At 42.5% G+C, this 18,404-nt stretch carries 14 protein-coding genes and 1 riboswitch; of the genes, 8 read left to right on the top strand and 6 right to left on the bottom strand.

The annotated features are described in order from the left end of the window. Window positions 1–271: 271 nt before the first annotated feature. Window positions 272–414, bottom strand: a riboswitch (cobalamin riboswitch). Window positions 415–527: 113 nt separating this feature from the next. The 3 genes from H6G28_RS08105 to H6G28_RS08095 all read right to left on the bottom strand — a co-directional run bounded on the left by H6G28_RS08105 (window position 528) and on the right by H6G28_RS08095 (window position 4,579). After that, window positions 528–1,760, bottom strand: a complete 1,233-nt coding sequence (locus H6G28_RS08105; RefSeq protein ID WP_190670155.1) for an FAD/NAD(P)-binding protein — start codon at window positions 1,758–1,760, stop codon at window positions 528–530. Between the two features lie 8 nt (window positions 1,761–1,768). Continuing rightward, window positions 1,769–2,770 (bottom strand): porphobilinogen synthase, encoded by a 1,002-nt coding sequence (gene hemB, locus H6G28_RS08100; RefSeq protein ID WP_190670153.1) that lies wholly within the window; start codon window positions 2,768–2,770, stop codon window positions 1,769–1,771. A 234-nt stretch (window positions 2,771–3,004) separates the two neighbouring features. Then, window positions 3,005–4,579: a leucine-rich repeat domain-containing protein gene (locus H6G28_RS08095; protein ID WP_190670150.1), complete on the bottom strand. Its 1,575-nt coding sequence runs from the start codon at window positions 4,577–4,579 to the stop codon at window positions 3,005–3,007. Window positions 4,580–4,834: 255 nt separating this feature from the next. On the opposite strand from H6G28_RS08095, the gene H6G28_RS08090 reads away from it, so the two are divergent. Further along, window positions 4,835–6,004: a serine/threonine protein kinase gene (locus H6G28_RS08090; RefSeq protein ID WP_190670148.1), complete on the top strand. Its 1,170-nt coding sequence runs from the start codon at window positions 4,835–4,837 to the stop codon at window positions 6,002–6,004. Between the two features lie 503 nt (window positions 6,005–6,507). Here H6G28_RS08090 and nifH read toward each other — a convergent pair. After that, complete coding sequence (gene nifH, locus H6G28_RS08085; protein WP_190591593.1) at window positions 6,508–7,398, bottom strand: nitrogenase iron protein; 891 nt, start codon at window positions 7,396–7,398, stop codon at window positions 6,508–6,510. Window positions 7,399–8,903: 1,505 nt separating this feature from the next. Here nifH and H6G28_RS08080 point away from each other — a divergent pair. Both H6G28_RS08080 and H6G28_RS08075 read left to right on the top strand, forming a co-directional pair. Then, a complete protein-coding gene (locus tag H6G28_RS08080) occupies window positions 8,904–9,641 on the top strand; it encodes a dienelactone hydrolase family protein (RefSeq protein ID WP_190670147.1) in 738 nt (245 codons plus the stop codon). 685 nt (window positions 9,642–10,326) lie between these two features. After that, the gene (locus H6G28_RS08075; RefSeq protein ID WP_190670145.1) at window positions 10,327–11,487 is read left to right on the top strand and encodes an extracellular solute-binding protein; all 1,161 of its coding nucleotides are present in this window, start codon (window positions 10,327–10,329) and stop codon (window positions 11,485–11,487) included. Window positions 11,488–11,635: 148 nt separating this feature from the next. On the opposite strand, the gene H6G28_RS08070 is transcribed toward H6G28_RS08075, so the two are convergent. Continuing rightward, window positions 11,636–12,157, bottom strand: coding sequence for a hypothetical protein (locus H6G28_RS08070; protein ID WP_190591596.1), 522 nt, complete (start codon window positions 12,155–12,157; stop codon window positions 11,636–11,638). 265 nt (window positions 12,158–12,422) lie between these two features. Then, on the bottom strand, window positions 12,423–13,250 hold the full coding sequence (locus H6G28_RS08065) for a carbohydrate ABC transporter permease (protein WP_190591597.1): 828 nt from the start codon (window positions 13,248–13,250) through the stop codon (window positions 12,423–12,425). A gap of 249 nt (window positions 13,251–13,499) precedes the next feature. Between H6G28_RS08065 and H6G28_RS08060 the strand changes: the two genes are divergently transcribed. The 5 genes from H6G28_RS08060 to folE all read left to right on the top strand — a co-directional run bounded on the left by H6G28_RS08060 (window position 13,500) and on the right by folE (window position 18,363). After that, a complete protein-coding gene (locus H6G28_RS08060) occupies window positions 13,500–14,195 on the top strand; it encodes an aldehyde oxygenase (deformylating) (protein ID WP_190591598.1) in 696 nt (231 codons plus the stop codon). Window positions 14,196–14,404: 209 nt separating this feature from the next. Then, window positions 14,405–15,424, top strand: a complete 1,020-nt coding sequence (locus H6G28_RS08055) for a long-chain acyl-[acyl-carrier-protein] reductase (RefSeq protein ID WP_190591599.1) — start codon at window positions 14,405–14,407, stop codon at window positions 15,422–15,424. A 104-nt stretch (window positions 15,425–15,528) separates the two neighbouring features. Further along, on the top strand, window positions 15,529–16,509 hold the full coding sequence (locus tag H6G28_RS08050) for an acetyl-CoA carboxylase carboxyltransferase subunit alpha (protein WP_190591600.1): 981 nt from the start codon (window positions 15,529–15,531) through the stop codon (window positions 16,507–16,509). 353 nt (window positions 16,510–16,862) lie between these two features. After that, entirely contained in the window at window positions 16,863–17,588 is a 726-nt protein-coding gene (locus tag H6G28_RS08045; RefSeq protein WP_190591601.1) for an SDR family oxidoreductase, read from the top strand. Window positions 17,589–17,655: 67 nt separating this feature from the next. Further along, entirely contained in the window at window positions 17,656–18,363 is a 708-nt protein-coding gene (folE, locus tag H6G28_RS08040; protein ID WP_190591602.1) for a GTP cyclohydrolase I FolE, read from the top strand. Window positions 18,364–18,404: the final 41 nt, after the last annotated feature.

The following is an 18,404-nucleotide window of genomic DNA, read 5'->3' as shown; positions in this document are numbered from 1 at the left end:
CAAGAAATGCACGCTAGAGTTTTCAGGTTTGCGGGGAGTATGGGCGCAAACCTGGCTAGAGATAATGTAAATATGCAAAGGCCAAGGTGAGGATACAAATGGGTTTTCAGGCTTGTATCTCTAACCTTGTGTCAGTATTAATATTTGTAGGGAAGATTCTACAATCTCATAGAAATTGCGATTGCATGGCTTCGGTCTGCAACTATGAGAAAGTTACACTTCTTGATGAAGAGAGTATTAGCAAAGTTATTCATCTGTACCTCGCAGATGGGAGTTAGTTGTAATTTCGGCGGGCATTCTGACTTTGAAGCATGAACTTCATTACAGCTGCGGGACAGTGCCGGATTCACACCGGGCTTTCCCCGTTACCTCTGATGGCTGTTCCCCACCAGAACCGAGTTGTTATTGCGTAGATAATACCACAGTCAGGAACTTCCAAGAAATAAATTACTCAGCAAAAATGTTTTTTGCAAAAGTTGTTTCAACCTCTTGGAAGTTCCCAGTGGAAATATACCATACCCTATCCTTCAACTGGCTTTGGCTGTACTAATGCTGGGAGAAAAGGAAACACTTGGTTTGACAATGGCTGGAACAATTTTTTCGCAAGCCATTCTTGCACCTGATAAATTTCTGGCTGTTGGGCCGACTTGTAAAGCAGCAAGACCACCCATAATAAATAACTCACAGCCAGGCCAACGCAGGCTAGTATCTAATACTGGCAAACCTTTGATGATGGGAGTGGGATAAGCTGCGAGGATATCTGTTAATAGGGGTTCAGTTGTGACATCGAATTTAGTCCCAGTGGAAAGCCAAATGTAATCAAACTCATGTCGGCTACTATCACTACATTCGACGCGCCAATTTTCACCCAACCATTCAGCTTTGATAACTTGGCATTGTTCGTCAATTCTGATGTTACCAGCCCGCACTTGTCGCCGTAGTTGAGTTGCGATCGCTGGTGTCATAGAACCACCATTTCTGGCTTGCTGAATCATTGTCCAGCGTTTTTCCCAGTTTGATTGAGCAAAAAAATCTTTGAGATATTTCGGCCCCAACCATCCGGGTTCAGCATCAAACAACTTCTCTGCTAAATTTCGCCGAATCAGCAAATGCACCTTTGCACCGCGAGAAATTGCGCCGATAGCCAAATGTCCACTTGTCAACCCACCACCGACAATCAAAACTCTCTTACCAGTCAAGTGTGATTTGCGTAAATCAATATTTTGTGAGTGGCAAAGTTTGTCTGGTGGGTAAGTTGTGGGGATTTCCTTAACCCAATTTGGTAATTGAATTTGAAAACCACCAGTAGCCAAGACAACCCGCCGAGCAATTACCTCTTGTCCATCTTGCAAATCAAGGCGAAATTTGGGACGTAAATTATCAACTAAAGGTGTAATACCCTTGACGGCCAGAGGAATTACTTGCTCTTGCAACTGCCAAACTCGAATCACATCTTGGCAAAAATCCTCAAATAACTTTGTCCCTGGTAAATCGTAGGGGGGAAATAATTCTTGAGGACGAGATTCAGCAAACTTGCGTAAAGCAAACGGGTTGGGGTCGGGATGGTGAACGGCGGGAGAACGCAAATGGGGAATTTCTAAAGCGGCAAATTGCTGCTTCCAACCACTCAACCACATCCCACTAGGGTCAAATACCGAAAATCTACCCCTAATTGACTGCCGTTTTTGCAACAGATGAGTAGTTAAGGTGAGAGCATGAGGCCCTGCACCAACAATAGCCAAGTCAATGTTGTTAGTCATGGGACACTTCACACTTCATACTTCTTGATCAACGCTACGTCTTTGGCGAAGTAGGTCAAAATTAAATCTGCACCAGCACGTTTCATACTCGTCAAACTTTCTAAAATTACTTTTTTTTCATCTATCCAACCCATTTGAGCTGCGGCTTTAATCATGGCGTACTCGCCACTGACGTTGTAGGCTGCTACTGGTAATTGGGTGGCTATGCGAATTTGTTGAATAATATCTAGATAAGCGAGGGCAGGTTTAACCATGACAATATCTGCACCTTCGGCAATGTCTAGTTCTACTTCTTTGATGGCTTCTCTAGCGTTGGCTGCATCCATTTGATAGGTCTTTTTATCACCAAATTTCGGAGCAGAATCTAACGCATCTCGAAAGGGGCCATAGTAGGCTGAGGCGTATTTAGCGGAGTATGCCAAAATCCCGACATTGATGTAACCTTCTGCATCTAAAGCCTGACGAATTGCTCCAATTCTTCCATCCATCATGTCAGAAGGAGCAACAAAATCTGCTCCGGCGGCGGCTTGGGAAAGTGCCATTTTCACTAACACTTCTACCGTGGGGTCATTTAAAATTGTGCCTTGTTCATCAACTAAGCCATCGTGACCATGTGTAGTGAAGGGGTCAAGGGCAACATCAGTGATGACAACAATATCGGAAACAACTTGTTTAATGGCTTTGACTGTTTGTTGTACTAATCCTTCTGGGTTGTAGCTTTCTGTACCTGTGTCGTCTTTTTTATGTTCGGGGATGACGGGGAAAAGTGCGATCGCATTTATGCCCAAACTAGATACTTCAGCAATTTCTTTGAGTAATAAATCCAAAGAATATCGATAACATCCTGGCATAGAAGCAATTTCTACTTTCTGCCCTTCTCCTTCCATGACAAACATCGGATAAATCAAGTCATCCACACTCAGAGTTGTTTCCCTCACCATCTGGCGCAACTTTTCAGTCCGACGCAACCGCCGGGGACGCTGGAGGAGGTTTAATGGTTTGACGGACATAGGTTAAAGTTAAATTAAAATGATAATCATTATTATAAATATATAAGATAACAGTTGTTTGATGAGAATGGGTTTTGCAGTATCTACAGCCCTACGGGGAAGTCAAAATTCACAAGTCAAAAATTCTCTGACTTGTTCTACCCTCTCGCTATCGCCCAAACTGTTGATTTCTCGTCTCACTACGTAAATACAACCAATATTCTTGAGCATTGCTAAATGCTCTATTGGCAAATATCATTTTTCTTGTCCGGCTTGCAGAGAGAAATAATAGCTAAGAATTGTGGCTGGTTCGCCTAAACTGACCCATTCCTCGCCTAAGATTTCGGGCGGAATTTGCAACTGAGTATTGGTTTCGCCTCTTAAATCTAGCTTTCTGAGGTTAGTTAGTTGCTGTATTTCTGAAGGTAAATTGATCAAGTCATTATTTTCAAGATTCAGAATTTCTAGTTTTGTGAGTTGTCCAAATTCTGGTGGCAGACTGCTGAGTTGATTTTCTCGGAGGTCGATAGATCGCAGGTTGACCAATTGTCCTATTTCCGATGGTAAACTACTCAGTTGATTACCACCAAGAAAGAGTGATCGCAGTTTGACCAGTTGTCCTATTTCCGATGGCAAACTACTCAGTTGATTATCACCAAGAAAGAGCGATCGCAGGTTAACCAGTTTTCCTATTTCCGGTGGCAGACTACTTAGTTGATTATCACCAAGAGAGAGCGATCGCAGTTTGACCAGTTGTATTATCTCCGATGGTAGACTACTCAGTGGATTACCACCAAGAGAGAGCGATCGCAGTTTGACCAGTTGTTCAAATTTCGATGGCAGACTACTTAATTGATTCTCACAGAGGTCGAGGGATTGTAGATTGACCAATTGTCCAAATTTTGGTGGTAGGCTACTCAGTTGATTCTCACAGAGGTCGAGGGATTTTAGGTTGATTAGTTGTCCAAATTCTGGCGGTAAGCTACTCAGTTTACTCCCGAAGAGGTTGAGGGATTGTAGATTGACCAATTGTCCAAATTCTGGTGGCAGACTACTCAGTTGATTATCACAGAGGTCGAGGGATTGTAGGTTGATTAGTTGTCCAAATTCCGGTGGCAGGCTACTCAGTCGAGCATCAGCGAGGTTGAGGGATTGCAGGTTGACTAATTGTCCAAATTCCGGTGGCAAACTGCTCAGGCGATTACTCAAGAGGTTGAGGGATTGCAGGTTGACCAATTCTCCTATTTCCGGTGGTAGATTCCTCAGCCGAGCATGAGCTAGGTTGAGAGATTGCAGATTGATCAGTTTTCCGATTTCCGGTGGCAGGTTCCTCAGTCGAGCATGAGTGAGTTCGAGGGATTGCAGATTGATCAGTTGTCCGATTTCTGGTGGCAGATTCCTCAGTCGAGTATGAGCGAGGTCGAGCGATCGCAGATTGATCAGTTTTCCGATTTCCGGCGGCAAACTACGAATGTGATTACCAACGAGGTTGAGGGATTGCAGGTTGACAAGTTCTCCTATTTCCGTTGGAAAACTACTAAGTTGATTAAAACTGAGGTCGAGAGATTGCAGGTTGACAAGTTGTCCTATTTCCGGTGGCAGAATGCTCAGTTGATTACTGAAGAGATTGAGCGATTGTAGGTTGACAAGTTGTCCTATTTCTGGCGGCAGAATGCTCAGTTGATTACTGAAGAGATTGAGCGATCGCAGGTTGACAAGTTGTCCTATTTCCGGTGGCAGTTTTGTTAAATCACTGTAGGAAAGGTCTAATTCTGTTGCGCTGTCCTTTGCGGCTTGTGCAATAATTTGCAGCAGTTCTTCGTTAGTCATTTTGGGGTTGCCATACAGGTCTGACGACTATTTGCTGCTTAGACAAGCAGCCGAGAAATTGAGTTAATTAATAATTTAACTAACGTGAATGATATACGCAGGACAGAAGCACAAAGCCAAGTTTAAGTTCGGAAATCAAGATGAGTGGGACTTTTGCATGGTTTTTGGTAAATATCTGCCCCCAAAATCTCTGTGTAATGTCTATCCTGGAATAGTAGGGGAATCACCTTAGCGTAAATTGCCAGCAGGTGTTTGATGCTGCAAATAGAACAGATAATACACCACCGTTATCAAATCCAACGGCAACTCGGTAATAATGGCATTCGCCAAACTTGGCTGGCCAAAGATTTACAAGCTGCTGATGGAGAAGAATCATTAGTGGTGGTCAAACTTTTGGCGTTCGGCGGAACTGTGCAGTGGGATGATTTGAAGTTGTTTGAGCGAGAAGCCCAAATTCTCAAACAACTCAAACATCCGCGCATTCCGCAATACATTGATTACTTTTGTGTTGATGACCGCACATTGTGGTTTGGCTTAGTCCAAGAATATATTCCTGGTGACTCACTCAAAGAAAAACTGACAGTTGGTAAACGCTGCACAGAAAAGCACGCCCGAAAAATTGCGACTGAGGTTTTAAAAATTCTGGTATATCTGCATGAGTTGAATCCTGGTGTGTTGCATCGGGATATCAAGCCCAGTAATTTAATTTGGGGTGAAGATAATCAGATATATTTGGTAGATTTCGGTGCAGTCCAAGATAAAGCGGCGAAAGAAGGCGTGACTTTTACGGTGGTTGGGACTTATGGTTATGCGCCGATGGAACAATTTGGTGGTCGGGCTGTTCCTGCATCTGATTTGTATGCTTTGGGCGCATCGTTAATTCATTTATTAACGGGTATTCCCCCTGGTGATTTACCCCAACAAGATTTGCGGTTGCAGTTTGCTGACCGAGTTAACGTGAGTCCTAGTTTTATGCGCTGGTTACAAAAGATGACTGAACCTGCGCCGGAAAACCGCTTTAGCAATGCCCGCCAAGCAATTGAGACTTTAAAATCTAATTTGGTTGTCAAACCTGTAAGCAATAAGATAATTAATAATTCTGGTTGTGGGATTAATTCTACAGAACCAGTACCAGAAGAGATTTTGGGATGGAATTGGGGGGCTTTTTTATTACCTTGGTTATGGTTATGGACTAATCAGGTATGGTGTGGCTTATTTTGTTTTGTACCGCAGATTGGTTGGTTTATGGCGATCGCAATGGGGGCAAAAGGCAATGAATGGGCTTGGAGAAGTAGACAATGGCGCAGTATTGAACATTTTAAAGAACATCAACGCGGTTGGGCGATCGCGGGAATCCTCGTCGGCGCACCCATAAGTTTAATTTTGTGGATTACTGCATTTCTCGCGTTGAAGTCAATATTTTAGCTGAAACAGCAGAAGCCTCTCGCTCACAGCTTTGCGGGAGCGATGAGATGAATGCGAGCGAGGTGAGGAGTGCAGGTTGACCGATGCCGCATTGCATTCGGCATCGGTCAACCTGCAAGGACGAAATGAGCAAACTCTTGTGGTAAACTTGAACCATCTTGAGCCTCACTGCCGCAAGCGAAAACCAAGCTAACAGGTACAGGTTGCCAGAAAAAGTTATGGGTCTTGGGAACCAGGACTCCTGCCCTTGGAGGGAATGTAAGACCAAAGGAACTACGGAGTTCTGGCGGCGATTCCCGATGAATTGGGAAGCCCACACTGTACCGTAGGTCAGTGTGTGGTAGTTCACGACTTACTAATTATTCAACGGAGTCCAATTAGCAGAAGGAACAAACGCTGCCCAATAGTAGCTGCAAAAAAGTAATCATGAAAAAAACCAGAACCCCGGTTTTGATAAAAACGAGGTTCTGGTTGCTTAGAAAGACTTGATGACTACATCAAAATTACTTGGTGCTTTCAGCAGCTGTACCAATCATTTTGGCAGCATTTTCTTCACTTTCGAGAATACCGAACTCAATCAACAATTCTTCTAATTCTTCCATTTCAATTGGGGTAGGAATTTTGAGATTTTCGTTGTTGATGATTTTGTTAGCCAAGGTGCGGTATTCGTTAGCTTGGTTGCTGTCGGGTGCGTACTCGTTCACTGTCATCCGGCGCAATTCAGCGTGTTGAACAATATTGTCACGGGGTACAAAGTGAATCATTTGGGTGTTCAACCGTTTTGCCAAGGTTTCGATGAGTTCGTGTTCCCGGTCTGTCTTACGGCTGTTACAAATCAAACCACCCAAACGCACACCACCGGAGTGAGCGTATTTCAAAATACCACGAGCGATGTTGTTTGCAGCGTACATCGCCATCATTTCACCTGATGTCACGATGTAGATTTCTTGTGCTTTGTTTTCGCGGATAGGCATTGCGAAACCACCACATACAACGTCGCCTAATACGTCATAAGATACGAAGTCAACGTCTTGGTAAGCACCATTTTCTTCTAAGAAGTTAATGGCGGTAATAATACCACGACCCGCGCAACCTACACCGGGTTCAGGGCCACCAGACTCTACGCACTTCACACCACGGAAACCGGTGAGCATGACTTCTTCGAGTTCTAAGTCTTCTACTGCACCACGTTCAGCAGCCAAGTGTAATACTGTAGTTTGTGCTTTAGAGTGCAGCATCAAACGGGTGGAGTCAGCTTTAGGGTCGCAACCTACAATCAGGATGCGTTGACCCATTTCTGCCATCGCTGCCAAGGTGTTTTGAGAAGTGGTAGATTTACCAATACCGCCTTTACCGTAGAAAGCGATTTGTCTGATTTTTTTGTCAATACTCATGGTTGGTGTTTTCCTGTGATGATTTTGATTGCCAATTTGAAAAGTCAATAGTGGTTAAAGGCTACATACTTGAGAATTTGTCTTTCAGGAATATTGCAAGTATTACCAAATGCAGATTCAGATAAATCTCAAGAGATGAAATTGGTATTTGTAGTCTGGCTGCTATTGGGTGTGTGCAGAAATTTCATCTCATGAAAAGCAAAGTTGCGAAAAGCTAGACATACACATTACAGGTTGCTGTAATTAAATCCCCATCGGTTGCTCAAGCCTTAAGAATGGTGACAGTGGCAATAGACATTTCCCTAGGTTTTGATAAACCCAACCAACCAAAATTGCACTCCACTCTGAATGGCTATTATTTACAACTTTCCTGTTTTGGATGTGTCAACATTTCTCAAAACTTCTGCTGTTAGTTGCTGTTTTGGTATTGCTAACAAATATTGCTGAAAAATACTCAATTTGCTAGTAACTAATGCAGTAAAATCAATCTTTTATGACAAAGAGAGAGTTAATTTGGCTTGCATTATTTTCAGTAACCGTGCTAATTTCTTTTAGATTGCCAGCTTGTACTAAGAGTCTTTCTTCCCAGGCTCCTAGAGTAATTTTTTCTGGCTGATAATACTAGCTTGTATAGCCAATTATTACTAGTAATTATCTAAGCAAGTTATCACTGACTTCAAGTTTGTACTGAGGTTACAATCCTATTTATCTGGCTGATTTCTATCGTTAGCAAAAAGCGTCACGATATTGAAGTGGATTTACCAGAGCAAAAGGACTTTATTGAGGTAAACTCAATATTTTTCTTGAAGTCTTTTGCGTTCTTGCTTTTTGATTCCTATAGTCAGCTTAACACCGTTTGATTAATTTATTTATCAAAGTTTGAAGTATTTTTGCTTTTATTTGATGATGCTGAATAAATATTTTACTTAGATATGAGTGCTGTCATGAGATTGATGAGATTATAAAGTTTTGGCTGACATTTTAATTTTTCTGGTTTGTTTAATTTGAACTTATTAGGACTTACGCAAAAAAACGAAAAAATAAGGTTTTATAACAGGGTGCAGGGGTATGAGGGTGTAAGGGTGTAAGTATCCACAACCCTTACACCCCATACCCTTTCACCCTCATACCCAATCCCCACAGAAAATTTTGATGCGTAAGTCCTGCTTATAACACAAGTCAGTTAGAAGTCTGAAAGTTACCTAAATAGAATTTAGGAGTCAGGAGTCAGAATTCAGAAGAAATTATGTACGACACTTCGCTAAACTTAGTGCATCGCCGGCGGATGAATAAGCAATTTTAATACCCCTGGCTCTTGTTCTGACTCCTGAATTCTGACTTCTGAATTCTTATGCAATGTATTTAGATATTTTGACAAGATGAGTTTTTTACCTAATTTTAAATGTATCTTTATTGCTGTTGTGATCCGTTCGCTCTACTATCCCGATATCATCACTTCATTCTGTAAAAGCTAATGAAAGCAATTATGACTGGGAGCCAAACAAGTGCAAATCACTAAGCGCAATGTTGAGTTAAGGGTAGATGACAGCTTAATGCGGGTGTATGTCGCCTCTCCCAAGCCAGCCGGAACTTATCCAGCCATTTTGTTTTACAGTGATATCTATCAATTAGGTAGTCCGATGATTCGCCTGGTTAACTACCTAGCCGGGTTTGGTTATGTTGTCGCCACACCCGAAATTTTTCACCGCTTGGAAACCGTTGGTACAGTCATTGAACCGGATGATTTGGGGAGAATGCGGGGTAATGATGATGCACGCAGAACAGCGATCGCAGAGTATGATGCAGATTGTCGCGCTGTGATTGATTTTCTCAAAACCGACGCGGCGGTTAACCCCGATAAAATTGGCACTCTCGGCTTTTGCATCGGCGGACATTTATCTTTTCGCGCCGCCTTCCACAGTGAAATCAAAGCTGCGGTTTGCTGTTACCCGACTGGTATCCCCAGTGGCAAACTTGGTCAAGGCATAGCAGATACTATTCATAGAGTGAGTGAAATTAAAGGCGAATTACTGCTGATACTTGGTACTCTTGACCCTCACATTCCCGAAAGCGATCGCCATACATTAATTAAAGCAATTACAGATGCCAATATACCTCATCAAGTATTTTTATACGAAGCCGAACATACATTTATGCGCGATGATGGTTATCGCTACGATGCTGTTGCAGCTACCTCCGCTTGGTTAGAAATCACCACGTTCTTAGCCAAAATATTTCCTTAGAGATCATAGGGGTGTGGGAAGTGTGGGAAGTGTGGGAAGTGTGGGAAGTGTGGGGAGGGGGGAAAGATTTCATCATCCTCCGACTCCTCCCACCCCTCTCACACCCCTGGATTTCTCAACAAGAGAGAAATCCAGGTTTAATGAAGGGTGACTGCCCTCATTCAATCTCACACCGTCTATGTTATTGTTTCACCAGAAATATTAGGATGCTTTACGCTTTGCCTCCATGACTGGGAGGCATTTATTTTGGGAATAATACTGCCTTGAAAGTAGGGAGTAGGGAGTGGGGAAAAGAATAGAACTTACACCAGAACACGAAAAATGAGGTTTTTAGAGAAGGGTTTAGAAGTATGAAGGTGTAAGGGGGTAGGTTTTCAAAACCCTTACATCCCTAAAACCTCAATCAAACCTTGAATTTTGCCTATCACTGCATACATCCTACTCCCCACTCCCCACTCCCTATCTGACAGGTGTAGGTTTTTTACGTTATGCCCCAAAAACCTTGATTTAGGGTGTAGGGGTGTAAGGGTGTGAGGGGGGTGGAACTCTGATTAAATCGTGATTTTTAGAGTCGCTACTCATCACTCTGTTAAAAACCTACACTTGTGAGCCACTCTCTATTCCCTCACTTTTAACTGCAATGTAAGACAATAGTCTAGAATCTAAGTTTACATATCCAAAATCAATGGATCGACGCTCATTTTTACTCAGTGTAAGTGGATTGGCACTGTCGCAACTGCTGGTAGGGTGCGAGAATAAAAACCAAACTAAACTCAGCGTTCAGTTATTAAAAAATTCTATTCCTGCTCAAGTAGTTGATCAATTTAGCCAATTTTTGCAGCCAAAGCCAAAGTTAAAATTCTCTCCCGTTGAGCAAATTCAAAATTTATATCAACAATTGCAACATTGGCAAGAACAAGCAAAAACCAACGATAAACAAAATTGGACGCGCTGGATTCCATTTATTAATTCCCAAACAACCGATGTAGTAGACTTGGTAAGTTTGGGAGATTACTGGCTAAAAAGTGCCATTGAACAAAAATTAATTCAACCGCTAGAAGCAGCAGAAGTCCAACAATTAAAATCTTGGTCGAATTTGGACGAAAGATGGCGACAATTAGTAACGCGCAATGAACAAGGAAACTTAGATCCTCAAGGAAAAGTCTGGGCTGCGCCTTATCGTTGGGGTAGTACAGTGATTGTATACGATCGCCAGAAATTTCAGGAATTAGGCTGGCAACCCCAAGACTGGAGTGATTTATGGCGGGATGGGTTGCGATCGCAAATTTCTTTACTCGATAATCCTAGAGAAGTAATCGGTCTAGCATTGAAGAAACTCGGACAATCTTACAACACCGAAAACCTCGACACCGTACCTAACCTAGAAAAAGAACTGCAAACCTTAAACCAACAAGTAAAATTCTACAGTTCTAACAACTACCTCGAAGCTTTAATTACAGGAGATACTTGGTTAGCCGTTGGTTGGTCAAGTGATGTATTACCAATTTTGTCACGTTATCCCCAACTTAATGTAGTCATCCCCAAATCAGGAACAGCCATTTGGGCAGATTTATGGGTACGCCCCACTAAAGCCAGCAAAAACGACATATCATCTAAGTGGATTGACTTTTGTTGGCAACAGGAAATCGCCAAACAAATCACCACCAAAACTAAAACCAATTCACCAATTATTTCTGATATTAAAATTACTGATATTGCCGAACCAATACAGAGTTTATTACAAACAAATCAGCAAATATTCCCAAAAAGTGAATTTTTGCTGCCATTATCGGCATCAACAACAAAACAGTACGAATCTCTGTTTACTAAAATCAAGACAAGTTAATTAAATAGTTGGGAAAAGGCAGAAGGCAGTGGTTTGACTTCGCTCACCAAGCAGGCAGAAGGCGGGAGGCAAGAAAATTTTAGTTTAATTAACCTAAAAATACTAATAACATTTTCACCTGTAACCTATCACCTATCACCTATAACCTTCATTCAGACGATTGCTGTAATACTAATCTATTTAAAGAATTAATTTGAATGCGGCATGATGTTGGATTAGTTTGAAAGTTACAGGTATAACTCCCTAAAAGTTCCTGCTGATAATTAAACACCCGCAAATTATAAACATCCTTTCTGGCAACATTGCCGAGGCGATTTATAAAACTGTAGCGTTCTAGATAATCTAGTATGCTCCAAACTTGTTGATTGACAATTACATCTACTCTTCCTGGTGTGGTTGCAGTAGCAGGATACGCTATCCAATTATCCAACAATTTACTTTCAGAATTAGCTTGCGCTAACCATAAACTAGGAGTTGTTAATCCTTGTGGGTTAATGGTGTTAGCTGTAATTACATTGCTGTTGGGTTTAGTTAATAAATCTAGTTCCAACGGCGCATCTGAAGGTAAGGGAACGGCAGCTATTTCTGCTAATGAAGGAGAAATTGGTAACAGCAAAATTGCACCCAAGCTGAAACCCAAAAGTATTGGCAAAGATTTTTGGCAAGACATAGACTAACACCCTTTGCTGATTTAGCAGTCCTATTTGATGGGGAGAGGAGAGGGACAAGGGAGACAAGGGAGACAAGGAAGAGGAGGGGAAAATGGATGGTATTTGATATCTAAAAAAGTTTTTTATTTGGTCATTTATCACGAGTTGTCAGCCTATTTTACGCTGCTTCATCTAGTGCGCTGCAATTACCGACTTACTACTACCTTGTCCCCCTTGTCCCCCTTGTCTCCCTTGTCCCCCTTCCCTCATCCTCACTTCCCAACATCAATTCTTGATTCCCGTTGTAGCAATTCCCCGAATAAATTGACGCTGACCAATTAAAAATAGTGCCATCACTGGTACGGTTGCAATTGTTACGGCTGCCATCATCAAAGGCCAGTTGTTGGTAAATTGTTCTTGAAACTCGGCTAATGCCAACTGTACGGTTCTTAATTCTGGGCGTGTGGTAAATACCAAAGGCTTAAACAAATCATTCCATTCCGCAATAAAGGTGAATAAAAACAACGTCACCAAAGCCGGACGGGCTAAAGGTAATAACACCCGCCATAAGATTTGTAACCTGTTTGCGCCGTCAATGATGGCTGCTTCTTCTAGTTCTACCGGAATTGTCTGAAAATATTGGCGTAAAAGAAATATGCCAAAGCCATTGACAGCCGTGGGTAAAATCAGCGCCCCATAGGTATTAATTAAGTGTCCCCACTTCAACACCAAAAATATAGGTATAACTAACAGCTGAAAAGGAATCACTAGGGTTGCTAAAACAACTAACAGCAATGCTTGTCTGCCACGAAATTTCAATCTTGCCAAGGCGTAACCAGCCAAAGCAGAGGTGATTAGCTGAAATGCGGTGACTGCGATCGCTACTACAGTAGAATTAGCAAAAGCTAAAAGGAACTTCCCGCGCTGCCACGCATCATGATAATTATCTAACGACCAATTTCGCGGCATCGTGATATCTGGAGTCGCGCCAGGGGGTGCAAAAGAAGTGAAAAACACAACAAATAGCGGTAGCAAGACAATGAATGCGCCTAACAGCAGTACCGCTAAACTAAAAATATCGCCAGATTTGAGATGCCAACTTGATTTCATCATAAGTGTGAGATAGCAGAGCTTAGGGGCTAGAGGCTAGGGACTAGCGAGAAACTTAATTATTGACTCTTGACGATTAAATCGACTCTCTGCATTTGTTTCTTTAGTACTAGAGTATCGCCCCCAGCAAAAGCTAATCTATTACATAGTGACTTGTTAAGTTAAATTAAACAACAGTGAAGATTGCCCTAAAATGACAGGGTAAATTAAGCGTTAGTATCAAATGATTCATTTTACAGGAGTGACGATACCATGCAGCAGTTAGCAGATGGATTAGAAATAGATTTCCAAAGTGAAACATATAAAGATGCCTATAGTCGCATTAATGCGATCGTGATTGAAGGGGAACAAGAAGCTTATGAGAATTACATTAAACTAGCTGAACTGCTGCCTGATCATAGTGATGATTTAATTCGCTTGTCGAAAATGGAAAGCCGCCATAAAAAAGGCTTTGAAGCTTGCGGCCGCAATTTAAACGTGACACCAGATTTGCAATTTGCTAAGGAGTTTTTTGCACCTCTGCACGATAACTTTAAAGTCGCCGCCGCCCAAGGTAAGGTTGTCACCTGCTTACTGATTCAATCTTTGATTATTGAATGTTTTGCGATCGCGGCCTACAACATCTACATCCCTGTTGCTGATGCTTTTGCCCGCAAAATTACTGAGGGTGTAGTCAAAGATGAGTATAGTCATTTAAACTTTGGTGAAGTTTGGCTGAAAGCTAACTTTGAAGCCTCCAAAGCTGAACTAGAAGAAGCAAACCGCCAAAACCTACCCATTGTTTGGAAAATGCTCAACCAAGTAGCGACCGATGCTGAAGTGTTAGCAATGGAAAAAGAAGCTTTAGTCGAAGACTTCATGATTCAATACGGTGAAGCTTTAAGTAACATTGGCTTCACAACCAGAGATATCATGCGCTTATCAGCCTACGGACTCTCAGCTGCTTAAACAAGTATGAAGGATGAAGCATGAGGAATGAAGGTTAAAAAAGAACTCAAAAGTCAGAATTAAATTCACCATTTTGCTAAAATTCCAGACTTTACACTTCATACTTCATACTTCATACTTCACACTTTGTTGTATTTTTAAGGTTAGGTATTCTCACTTACCCACTCAATTCCACGCTTTCGACGCAGCAAACGCCTAATACACACTACATGTTTGGTCTAATTGGACATCTGACTAGTTTAGAACACGCTCAAGCGGTAGCTCAACAATTGGGATACCCAGAATATGCCGATCAAGGTCTAGATTTTTGGTGCAGCGCCCCGCCGCAAATTGTTGATCACATTAAAGTTACCAGTTTGACTGGAGAAACAATCGAAGGCAAGTACGTAGAATCATGCTTTTTGCCAGAAATGCTGGCAAATAGACGAATTAAAGCGGCAACTCGCAAAATTTTAAATGCAATGGCTCATGCTCAAAAGCATGATATAGACATCACAGCTTTAGGCGGTTTTTCATCAATTATTTTTGAAAACTTTAATTTAGAGCAGTTCAGCCAAGTCCGTAACGTCACATTAGAGTTTGAACGCTTCACTACAGGTAATACACACACTGCTTATATTATCTGTCGGCAAGTAGAGGCAGCTGCCAAACAAGTTGGAATTGAACTGTCGAAAGCAACAGTGGCTATCTGTGGTGCAACTGGGGATATTGGTAGTGCAGTCACACGTTGGCTAGATGCCAAAACAGATGTCAAGGAAATTCTGCTCATCGCCCGTAACCAAGAACGCCTGCAAAATTTACAAGACGAACTAGGGCGGGGCAAAATTATGGCCTTAGAGGCAGCCTTACCCGAAGCTGATATTGTGGTTTGGGTGGCAAGTATGCCCAAAGGGGTAGAAATTGACCCCAAGATGTTAAAACAACCTTGTGTCCTGATTGATGGCGGCTATCCCAAAAATTTAGCGACAAAAATTCAACATCCTGACGTTCATGTACTCAACGGTGGCATTGTTGAGCATTCTTTGGATATTGACTGGAAAATCATGAAAATCGTCAATATGGAAGTGCCAGAACGTCAGCTATTTGCTTGTTTCGCCGAAGCGATGCTACTGGAATTTGAGAAGTTACATACGAACTTTTCTTGGGGGCGTAATCAGATTACCGTAGACAAAATGGAGCAGATTGGTCAAGCATCGGTGAAACATGGCTTTAGACCTTTGCTGCTTTAACAAAGTCAAAAGTTAAAAGTTAAAAGGTAAAAGAATGTTTTTACTTTAGCCTTTTTACTTTTTACTTCTTTAATCCCCAATCCCTAGTTCCTCATCCCTAAATTATGGCCACTACCGAGCGTAAACCACTACTGTTGGATTTTGAAAAGCCGTTAGCCGAACTCTCAAACCGCATTGAGCAGATTCGGCAACTAGCAGAAGAAAATGGTGTTGATGTATCTGGCGAAATTCGCAAGCTAGAAGCACGCGCCACAAAACTGCGTGAGGAGATTTTCAGTACATTATCTCCGGCTCAAAAGGTACAAGTCGCCCGTCATCCCCGTCGCCCCAGCACCCTGGACTATATTCAGGCAATTACCGATGAATGGATGGAGTTGCATGGCGATCGCTGTGGGACTGATGATCCGGCTTTAATTGCTGGTGTCGCTCGTTTAGGTGGGCAACCAGTAGTGATGTTAGGTCAACAAAAAGGGCGTGACACTAAGGATAACATTGCGCGGAACTTCGGGATGGCGGCTCCTGGTGGTTATCGCAAGGCAATGCGGCTGATGGAACATGCCAATAAATTTGGAATGCCGATTTTAGCTTTTGTGGATACACCAGGCGCTTTAGCCACCGTCGCCGCCGAACATCAAGGCGCAGGTGAAGCCATTGCCTATAACCTCCGGGAAATGTTTAGCTTGGATGTACCAATTATCTGCACAGTGATTGGTGAAGCAAGTTCTGGTGGGGCGCTAGGGATTGGGATTTGCGATCGCCTACTGATGTTTGAACATGCTGTTTACACTGTGATCAGCCCTGAAGGTTGTGCCGCAATTCTTTGGAAAGATGCCGGCAAAGCACCCCAAGCTGCTATGGCTTTAAAAATTACTTCCCATGATTTAAAAAATTTAGGGATTATTGACCAAATTTTGTCAGAACCTATTGGTGGCGCTCACTCTGACCCCTTAGAAGCCGCAACCACCCTTAAGCAAGCCCTTTTAGATAACTTAGATGAACTCAAACAGTTAACATCCCAAGAAAGACGGCAACTGCGTTACGATAAATTCCGCAAAATCGGTGTCTTTACAGAAATTCCCCACTAGCAAACCCAAGCTAGGTCATTAATTCAAGAGCAATGCTATAATTGCCTGTGGTTCTTAAAGATTTTTAACAATCTTTTTAACCACAGGCATTTGTATTTTTGATTAATCGACTCACTTAAACGAGAGATTTCGTTTAGTTTTGCGAGTAGACAGCCTAAACTCCCAGATGAAGACTTAATTTTCATCTTTGGGATGTATTTTATTGGGTAAAATTTCCCATACTGACAATTCAATATAGCAATTGTCAAAAAAAATTATCGGAATTTAAGGTTACTTTAATGTGGCCCATCCGAAAGACTTAAATAATTTGGTGGCAAAGGGCTGGGGTCACTGCCAAAAAAATGGGGGAAAGCATGGGTAGTAAGCAGAAACAACGCGCCCTGATTACTGGGGCGAGTAGCGGAATTGGCAAAGCAACAGCCTTGGCATTTGCCAAAGCTGGCATAGATGTTGCCTTAGTCAGCCGTTCTTTAGATAAATTAGAGGCGGTAGCAACAGCAGCCAAGGAAAGCGGAGTAGAAGCTCAAGCATACTCCCTAGATTTAGCCGATTTACCCCAAGTAGCAGCGAAAATTACCGCGATCGCCCAAGATTTTGGCAACATAGATATTTTGGTCAATAACGCCGGAATAGGCTATACAGGGAATTTAAGCGACACAAGCTTAGAAGACTGGCAAAAAGTTATTAACATCAATCTCACCAGTGTATTTGAGTGCATCAAAGGAATTTTACCGGGAATGCGCGATCGCAGCACAGGCACAATTATCAACGTAGCCTCAATCGCTGCCAAGCAAACCTTTGCTGGATGGGGAGCCTATTGTGTTAGCAAAGCCGGACTTCTAGCCCTTTCTCAAACCCTGGCTCAAGAAGAACGCGCCCACGGTATCCGTGTCACGGTCATTTGTCCTGGTTCTGTGAATACAGAAATTTGGGACACAGACACCGTTCACGCCAACTTTGACCGTTCAAAAATGTTAACTCCAGAAATTGTGGCACAGTCAATTCTCCACACTGTCTTATTGCCACCACAAGCAGTGATTGATGAATTAGTTCTGATGCCCAATGCAGGCACATTTTGAGTGCTGAGTGCTAAGTGCTGAGTGCTGAGTATCGCAAACATCCAACAAACTAACTAAAAATTACATCATGACTATTGCTAGTTCTAACGGTTCCAATCGTTTTCAATCTCCTCTGATTTCTGATTTGGCAGATGCCATCAATACCAGACCCGATCGCAACACCCACGACGGCAGACAACCGGATTTGCACCCGCCTTCTGAGGAACAGATGGAGCAAATGATGGATGCTGTCAGAAACATCATAGTCGGTGTTGGGGAAGACCCTGAACGTGAAGGATTGCTGAAAACTCCCAAACGTGTGGCCGAAGCAATGCGGTTTCTCACCAGTGGCTATAACCAATCTTTAGACGAACTATTGAACGGTGCCATTTTCGATGAAGGACATAACGAAATGGTACTCGTGCGAGATATTAACTTTTTTAGCCTCTGTGAACATCACATGCTACCTTTTATGGGCAGAGCGCATCTTGCTTATATTCCTAATCAAAAAGTTGTGGGCTTAAGTAAGTTAGCCCGGATTGTGGAAATGTATTCTCGCCGTTTGCAAGTCCAAGAAAGGTTAACCCGCCAAATCGCCGAAGCAATTCAAACGATTTTGGAACCTCAAGGTGTAGCAGTAGTCATGGAAGCCACTCACATGTGTATGGTAATGCGCGGTGTGCAGAAACCCGGTTCTTGGACTGTTACCAGTGCCATGCTAGGCGTATTCCAAGATGAACAAAAAACCCGTGAAGAATTCTTCAACTTGATTCGCCATCAACCATCATTCTTTTAAGTAGGGAATGGGGAATTGGGAGTAGGGAGTAGGGAAAATTC

It is taken from the genome of Nostoc sp. FACHB-190, from assembly GCF_014696905.1.
Classification (GTDB): domain Bacteria; phylum Cyanobacteriota; class Cyanobacteriia; order Cyanobacteriales; family Nostocaceae; genus Nostoc_B.
The sequence above is the reverse complement of the archived record's forward strand: the minus strand, read 5'-3'. Positions and strand labels throughout refer to the sequence as shown.